This window comes from Siminovitchia fortis (assembly GCF_007681465.1).
Classification (GTDB): domain Bacteria; phylum Bacillota; class Bacilli; order Bacillales; family Bacillaceae_C; genus Siminovitchia; species Siminovitchia fortis.
Genome location: NZ_VEKZ01000015.1, coordinates 1 through 7,973 on the forward strand (window position 1 = coordinate 1; position 7,973 = coordinate 7,973).

Here is a 7,973-nt window from a genome sequence, read left to right on the forward strand (position 1 = left end):
CTAGACAACAAATGGCTTTGTTCAAAATTTTAAAGCTAAAACATCTTATACTTTCTTACTCAGTAAAAAAAGACGCCAATTAAGCGTCTCAAAAAGCGATGAGGCCCAGGCTGATCTGCAAGGCATCATCCACTTTCTCCATCATTTCTTCATCCAGATGTGTAATCTTATCAGTAAGACGCTGCTTGTCGATTGTTCTAATCTGTTCAAGCAGTATGACTGAATCCCTTTCAAAACCGTAACGCTTTGAATCAATTTCCACATGTGTAGGCAGCTTTGCTTTTTGGATTTGGGCAGTAATGGCTGCAACAATGACTGTGGGACTGAACCGGTTTCCAATATCGTTCTGGATCACAAGCACCGGCCTGACTCCGCCTTGTTCCGAACCAACTACTGGGGATAAATCGGCGAAAAACACATCACCCCGTTTAACGACCAAAAGATCATCCCCCGCTTACAAGCCGCTCGACAGTATGCTCTGCCTCGTATTCCGCCTGTATAGCCTCCGATGCGATAGCTAGGTTGATCTTTGCCATTTCCATGTAGCCTCGTCTCATTGATTCTACTATGTGGCGTTTTTTTCGTTCGCGAATGTACATTTTTGTAGCCCGGTAGATAAATTCATTTCGATTTACATTTTCTTGCTCCACAAATCCATCCAACTCTGCCAAGAGCTGCTGTGGTAAACGAATGATAATTTCAGTTGTTGCGCTGGATTCAGACACCAACTACACCTCCACCATATTTCAATCCACGCACCCGCGAGAGTGCAAAAAACAAACCATTTTTAAAAAAGCCTTAATATAAATCCACATACCATCATAACATCATTCATCCTTGGTGCAAAGAACATTTAACATTCTTTTAAAAAACAAAAAAGGACAAATCGTTTATATCCGGTAAAACTTGCCATGATCAGCTGCAAATTTTTAGTATTTCTTCTTATTATCGGCATGACAAAGAATTCCTTATACATGAATTCTTCTTTTTTGTCATAACTCCTTCTTTTTTCAGCAAAATAAATTAATTTTTTGCAAGAAAAGCGAAAGGCGGCTGCTTAGGGGCGACAAGCGCTGGAGGGCAAACCAGTGAAGTCGTAGTTTGACTTCATTGGTTTGACCGAAGCGACCTCGAGCCCCTGCCGCCTGAAGCTGGACATTAGAAATGCGGAAGGCGTCGGTTAGCGACGTACAGACTGGAGTGCCTTCGACGAGATAAAGGAAACACGGCGATGCCGCAGGCGAGCCGATGTTGACTTATCGTAGGAAAGCTGCTGACTTCAATAACATCGTGTGAGTCTTCCTTGAATACACATCATGCAGCTTTGCGACGAGGTGAGCCAATCATCCTCGAATAAGCTGCGCCGCAGGAGCACAGCGCGAAGTCTGCTAGTCGCTGGAGCCCGGAGCTGGACAATAAAAAGCGGAAGACGTCGTTTATACTCCCCGAAAAAGCGGATTCTCGACTTCGATTAATTTAGAGCCCCTTTTATAAAAACGGGGAACACGAAAATTGATCATGCAGATCACTTCATAATTGATTGTGTCAAGCTTTTCGGCAATTTCTTCCACTGTTATAAAATCTCCGGTCCCCTGGCCGCCAATCAGGGTGACTTGCGTGCCAATCGGCATATAATGGGGCAATCTGACCATTGTCTGGTCCATGCAGATCCTGCCTACTATTTCCGCACGCTCGCCGCCGGCTATAACACTTTGTCCTTCCAGCTTGCGCAGCCAGCCATCTGCATAGCCGACCGGAATTGTCGCAATCCATTCTTCTTTCTCTGCCTGATAGGCGGCCCCATACCCGATGCATTCGCCCGGCCGTATTTTTTTTACATGAACAATTTTACTGTGAAGCGAAAATACTTGTTTCCCCTTGTTCAGCGGTGGTCTTTCCTGTGAAGCGGAAAGGCCGTAGATAGCAATGCCTACTCTGACCGCGTTGAAAAAAGAGTCATTGTGGCAAAGGGCGCCTGCACTATTGGCGGCATGTACGTACTTTGGAACTGTTTCCAGCACGGATACAAATTTTTTAAAAGCAGCCAGCTGCCCTTGATAATACTTTTCGCTGGCTTGGTCTGCGGTCGAGAAATGGGTGAAAATCCCTTCGAATTCAAATTCGTCTGTATGTTTGATGAACTGCTCAATTTCTCTCAATTCTTCTTCATGCTTAAGTCCGATACGCCCCATTCCCGTATCGCACTTAACATGAATTTTCAGCGGCGGTACCCCGGCTCCCATTGTCCGGCCAGCCTCTTTAAGCCATTCCAATTGGACGACCGGCACTGAAATATGATGCCTGGCAGCAACGCCGGCATCCGCCGGCCTGATCAGGCCAAGTACAAGAATCGGCGCTTTTATCCCTTTCTGCCTGAGCACCAATGCCTCATCAAGCAATGCAACAACGAGGCCGTGGGCGCCTGCTTTCAATGCTTCTTTCGCAATTTGAAAATCTCCGTGTCCGTATGCATTTGCTTTGACTGCAGCAAACAATTTCGTTTCCCGAGGCAGCCCGTCACGGATTGTTTTTACATTTTGATACAAGGCATCTAGATCAATCTCTGCCCATGTATCACGAAAATATTGAGTTTGGCCAATCAAAAAAAGTCACGCTCCCCAGGAAATCAAATTGACTCCTATTTGATTATTCAATTCACTCCCGTATATGTCAAATAAATTTTGAAGTCATCTTTGTAAAAAATTGATGACAGTCAACGTAAAGCAATTGAGAGGAGCAACATTTTAGTCAAATATAAGCTCCCGCCTTGCAACGGGAGCTTTATCTTCACTATTTTACGCTTACAGCTTCAATATCTATATGTTGGAAAGTTTTTACATCGAATAGTCCGTTATCAGTAAGTTTCAGTTCAGGAATGACGGGCAGGGCAAGAAACGCTAAAGTGATGAATGGATTGAATTCCATGGAACAGCCGATTTTCTTCAAAGCGCCGTTAAGCTCATGAATCCGTTCATTAATCACTCTGTATTCCATATCCGACATTAAGCCTGAAACAGGCAGCGGAAGGGAAGCGATCAGGTTTCCGCCTTCGACGACGGCAAGGCCGCCCTTCATATCTGCCGTCATCTGGATTGCCTTTAACAAATCTTCATCATTTGTCCCCGCAGCTACGATATTGTGGGAATCATGAGCAACCGTCGATGCAATCGCACCATTTTTGATCCCCAGTCCCTTGATCACTCCCAGACCAATATTGCCGGTCCTATAGTGGCGTTCGATGACAGCTATTTTCAACTGGTCTTTTTCGACGCTTGGCTGAAAATGGCCGTCTATGACATCCACCTCTTCGACGAGGTGCTTGGTCACAATCATTTTGGGCCTTATTTCAATAATATTCGCCATGTTCCCTTCGCTCATTTTCACTTTTAAGTCTTCCAGGGAAACAGAGCTGATATTGATGCTGCCGGTAATAATGGAAGGGGGGGTAACAGACGGCTTTGCAGGCCGGATGACGTCGCCGTTCTTCGCCACGAGCCTGCCGCCTTTATACACCCGTTCTATATCGACCTTCTCCAGGTCATTTAACAGTAAAAGGTCGGCTTCATATCCAGGCCCAATGGCCCCTTTTGTCTTAAGGCCGAAGCATTCTGCCGCATTCAGCGTTGCCATTTGAACGGCAGTCAACGGGTCCACCCCTTCCCGGATCGCCGTTTTCACATTGAAATCGATGCTTCCCTCATCAATGATTTCATCCAGATGCTTATCATCCGTAACGAACAGGCAGCGGCGCGCATTTTGTTCATTCACCGCTTTGAGCAGGGTGACCAGATCCTTTGCCGCGGACCCCTCACGAAGCATGACGTACATCCCTTTTCTCATGCGGACAAGAGCTTCTTCCGCAGTCACGCATTCATGGTCCGTTCTGATCCCTGATGCCATATAAACATTGATCCCGCCAGCATCAATACCGGATGCGTGGCCGTCAATGCACTTTTCTTTTGCCGAGGCATCTACGATCTTGTCCAGCATTTTATCATCCTTGTAAAGGACGGAGGGGTAATCCATGACCTCTCCAAGACCGATGACCCTTGGATGGGAATAATAAGGCTCCAAATCCGAATGCTCAAGTGTGGCACCCGAGTTTTCAAAAGGAGTGGCGGGAACGCATGAAGGCAGCATCAACAGAACTTCGAGGGGTATGCCTTCAGATGCTTCAAGCATAAAATCAATGCCGGCCGTTCCGCTTACATTCGCTATTTCATGGGGGTCGGCCACAACGGTCGTAACACCATGCGGAAGGACAACGTTGGAAAACTCCGAGGGGATGACCATCGACGATTCGATATGGACGTGCCCGTCAATAAAGCCGGGCACGACAAATTTGCCGGAAGCATCCACCGTCTCATATCCTTCAAACGTTCCTGTTCCAACAATATATCCATCAACGATCGCAATATCCTCTGTTATGATCTCTTTCGTAAAAACATTGACAACTTTCCCGTTTTTAATGACCAAATCGGCTGGGACTCTTTTTGCCGCCACGTCGATTCTTTTTTCCAGCATTTCCTTTGTAAAAGTCAATCAGTATCCCTCTCTCTATTTATCGGATTTAGCCGCTGCCCATTATAAAGTTGATGATGAACGCCGCACTTACGATATACATGATCCAGTGGACTTGGCCGGCCTTTCCTGTCAGAAGCTTCAATAGTGTATAAGAGATGAATCCGAAAGCCAATCCGGTGGCGATACTGTAAGTCAGGGGCATTAAAATGATCGTCAGGAATGCAGGGATGACATCTGTAAAGTCATCAAAACTGATATTTTTGATTTCGCCGAGCATGAGTGCCCCAACTAAGATGAGGATCGGAGCTGTTGCTACCGAAGGGACAAAAACGATCAGCGGGGCGAAAAACAATGCCAATAGGAATAACAGCCCGGCGGTCAGCGCAGTCAGACCGGTTCTGCCGCCTTCCTGAATACCTGTGGCGTTTTCCACATAAGCATTCAACGCAGTGCTTCCAAAAGCGGCACTTGCCATTGTACCGATTGAATCAGCCTGCAGGGCGCGGTCCAAATTTCGGATTTTTCCGTCCTTTTCGACCAACCCGGCTTTCTTCGTCAATCCGATTAATGTGCCCAAGTTATCAAACAGCTCAACAATTGTAAAGGAAAAGATGACGGAAAGGATACCGTAAGCGATGGCTCCTTTAATGTCCATTGCCAAAAATGTCTCGGACATGCTTGGCAGGTTAAACGAAACAATGTCTCCTATCCCTTTCGGAAATCCGACAAACCCTGTGATCATGGCAATGACGGTTGTTCCGAGAATACTGATGAGAAGTGCCCCTTTTACCTTTTTTGCCGTCAATACCGCTGCGATGATAAAACCGATTAATGCAAGGATCGGCCCGAGGCTTGTCACATCACCAAGCGCCACAGTTGTTGCTTCATTTGCAACGATCAATTCCGCATTGGAAAAACCGATAAAGGCGATGAACAAACCAATCCCGACGCCGATCGCCGATTTTAGTACGTCAGGAACCCCATCCACAATTTTTTGCCGGACTCCAGTCACTGTCAAAATTAAAAATAGAAGACCGGAAATAAATACCGCCCCAAGTGCCGTTTGCCATGTCAAGCCATGGCCAAGGACAACAGTATAGGCAAAGAAGGCGTTCAGCCCCATTCCTGGTGCCACTGCAACGGGGTAATTTGCCCAAAGAGCCATTAATATCGTACAAAAAACGCTCGCATAAATAGTTGCAGCCAATGCCGCTTCTCTAGGAATTCCGGCATCTGAGAGAATTGCCGGGTTAACGAAAATAATATAGCTCATTGTCAGAAAGGAAGTCAGCCCAGCAAGCATCTCCGTCCGGACATTTGTATTCCTTTCGGAAAGCTTAAACAATCTTTCCAACAGACTGTTCTGAGTTGGAGGCGGAACGCTGGGTCCCATATCTTTTTCTATCATACCCATACCAAGATCGCTCCTTTTTATTAAAATCAAAATCAGCTATTCTGCCAAGGACTCCTTATACCCCTCTTTAAAAACTGAAAAATCCTTGAATGCCTGACCCGATGTGTGGAAGCGGTTTCAAATGATGAAACACGCTGAGCCCCTATATTTGCAACCCACCTCCCCAGTTTATTTAATTTTCCGTATCGAAATGCCCACCTCCTCCGTGACGATCCTTAAAAAGGGACTCCCTCCATAAATGGAGGTCAAGAAGGAGCAGGCTTGATATTTAAAGTTCAAAATATTTATAATTGTTAGGGACCATTATACCATTTTTTAAAAAACGTACAACTCTCTCTCTTTATTTTTTGTAAAAAATAGACCCTTTCTTGTAGAAGGGTCTATTTCACCGAGTCGCCTTGCACCGAGCGTGCGACCATTATTAATTCTTCCTGCGTCAGGTCTGAGGAAGCAAGCATGTAATCCACACCGTCCTGGCTCCAGACAATGGAATGATCATTCATGACGCCGATGGCAAAACCCAGATCCACCATCTCACCGGCCATATTCACCGTTTCCATTGATGCCGTCGGAATCACTTCTGCTTTTTCCTGGAAGAGCGTGAAGGACTTATCTTCTCCTTCGTATGTCAGGATGACACGCTTTCCTCTGTCCGTCTCTATCGTCTTCTCGTCATGCAGTGTCACTCCAGGAATCTCAGCCATCGCATATTTCACTGAAAATTCCTGCCCGCTCAGATCCGCCAGTACAGGCACTTCCAACTGGGCGCTCGTCATATTTTTCTTTGTATCAAATGCATCATCATCAAATTTGGCATCAAAATCCACTTTCGTAAATTTCACCGTGACTACCGGATTTTTGTCCGTATCCATCACCTTGACGCTGATCGGTTCCAAAGTCCTTTTCTTGAAAGTGACTTCCTGCCTCGGAAGCATCTTATTGTTCTGATAGCGCGTCTTTGTCTCAAACACATAATGATTTTTTGTTTCCTTGAACTTCGCTTCCTTGTCCTTAAGGACATCCATTACCAGAGACTCAAACAAATACGCCTGGCTGCTGTTTTGCGGCCAATCACTCTGAAACTTATAACTCTTGTTCAGGGCTGGCGTCAGCACATACACACCGCTCTTATTTCTTAGGATCATCTGGCTTTGTTCCTTTTTGGCATTTTTCAAATGGACCCGATAATCACCCGGCTTATGATGCCAGACATCAATATCATAAACTTGTGGCTCATCCCCGACTTCCAGCGTCATTTTCGCTTTTGCCTTATATCCCTTGATATCCCCCGCTTTTTCCTTCAGTCCTTTCGTCACATCTTCCTGAGATTTTGAACCGCAGGCCGAAAGCACGAGCATCGCCGCAACAATCCCCCAAACCAGCCATAACCCCTTTCTCATTCCTTCAACCCCTTTGTTGTCTCATTTACACATGAAAAGAAGAGATTAGGAGGGATGCCGGGAACCATTGGCCGGCATTGCCCTTTATATTGCGAGCCGTTCCGCACAATGCGGCAATAACTCCCGTACCCAGCCTCTTCTCTCCTGACGCATTAAAAATATATGAGACAACCGTGGACAATATGTATAGAAAAGTGGAGGCGACTGTTCATCGACGTACAAACTGGAGAGCTTCCGACGAGATAAAGGAAACACGGCGAAGCCGCAGGCGAGCCGATGTTGACTTATCGTAGGAGGAAGATCGAAGTTTGCTAGTCGATAGGAGCCGGAACTGGACAGGGGAAAAGTGGAGGGCGGCCGCTCAGGGGCGACAAGCGCTGGAGGAAAAATCAGTGAAGGCGCCTTTTGCCTTCATTGGTTTTTCCGAAGCGACCTCGAGCCCCTGCCGCCCGGAACTGGACAATAGAAAAGTGGAGGCGACTGTTCATCGACGTACAGACTGGGATTGGTGGCATTGGTGACCGAAAATTGGCCCGAGGACTTCCACTCCAGTGACCGGGGAACGCTCTTTTTCGCCTGCGCGGGCATTGGACTCGCGCTCCAGTGACCGGGGGGCGCTCTTTTTCGCCTGCGCG

The 7,973-nt window shown here is 46.6% G+C and carries 6 protein-coding genes; all 6 read right to left on the reverse strand.

The annotated features are described in order from the left end of the window. Positions 1-88 precede the first annotated feature (88 nt). Positions 89-439, reverse strand: a complete 351-nt coding sequence (locus FS666_RS07180; protein ID WP_018709209.1) for a type II toxin-antitoxin system PemK/MazF family toxin — start codon at positions 437-439, stop codon at positions 89-91. A gap of 4 nt (positions 440-443) precedes the next feature. Then, positions 444-725, reverse strand: coding sequence for a CopG family ribbon-helix-helix protein (locus FS666_RS07185; protein ID WP_018709208.1), 282 nt, complete (start codon positions 723-725; stop codon positions 444-446). A 711-nt stretch (positions 726-1,436) separates the two neighbouring features. Beyond that, positions 1,437-2,603 carry an alanine racemase gene (alr, locus tag FS666_RS07190; RefSeq protein ID WP_144461184.1) on the reverse strand — a complete coding sequence of 389 codons (1,167 nt, stop codon included), beginning with the start codon at positions 2,601-2,603 and terminating at the stop codon, positions 1,437-1,439. 187 nt (positions 2,604-2,790) lie between these two features. Beyond that, positions 2,791-4,542: an adenine deaminase gene (gene ade / locus FS666_RS07195; RefSeq protein ID WP_144461185.1), complete on the reverse strand. Its 1,752-nt coding sequence runs from the start codon at positions 4,540-4,542 to the stop codon at positions 2,791-2,793. Positions 4,543-4,570: 28 nt separating this feature from the next. Next, positions 4,571-5,938 carry an NCS2 family permease gene (locus tag FS666_RS07200; protein WP_120075932.1) on the reverse strand — a complete coding sequence of 456 codons (1,368 nt, stop codon included), beginning with the start codon at positions 5,936-5,938 and terminating at the stop codon, positions 4,571-4,573. A gap of 380 nt (positions 5,939-6,318) precedes the next feature. Further along, entirely contained in the window at positions 6,319-7,338 is a 1,020-nt protein-coding gene (locus FS666_RS07205; protein ID WP_120072061.1) for a LolA family protein, read from the reverse strand. Between the last annotated feature and the right edge of the window lie 635 nt (positions 7,339-7,973).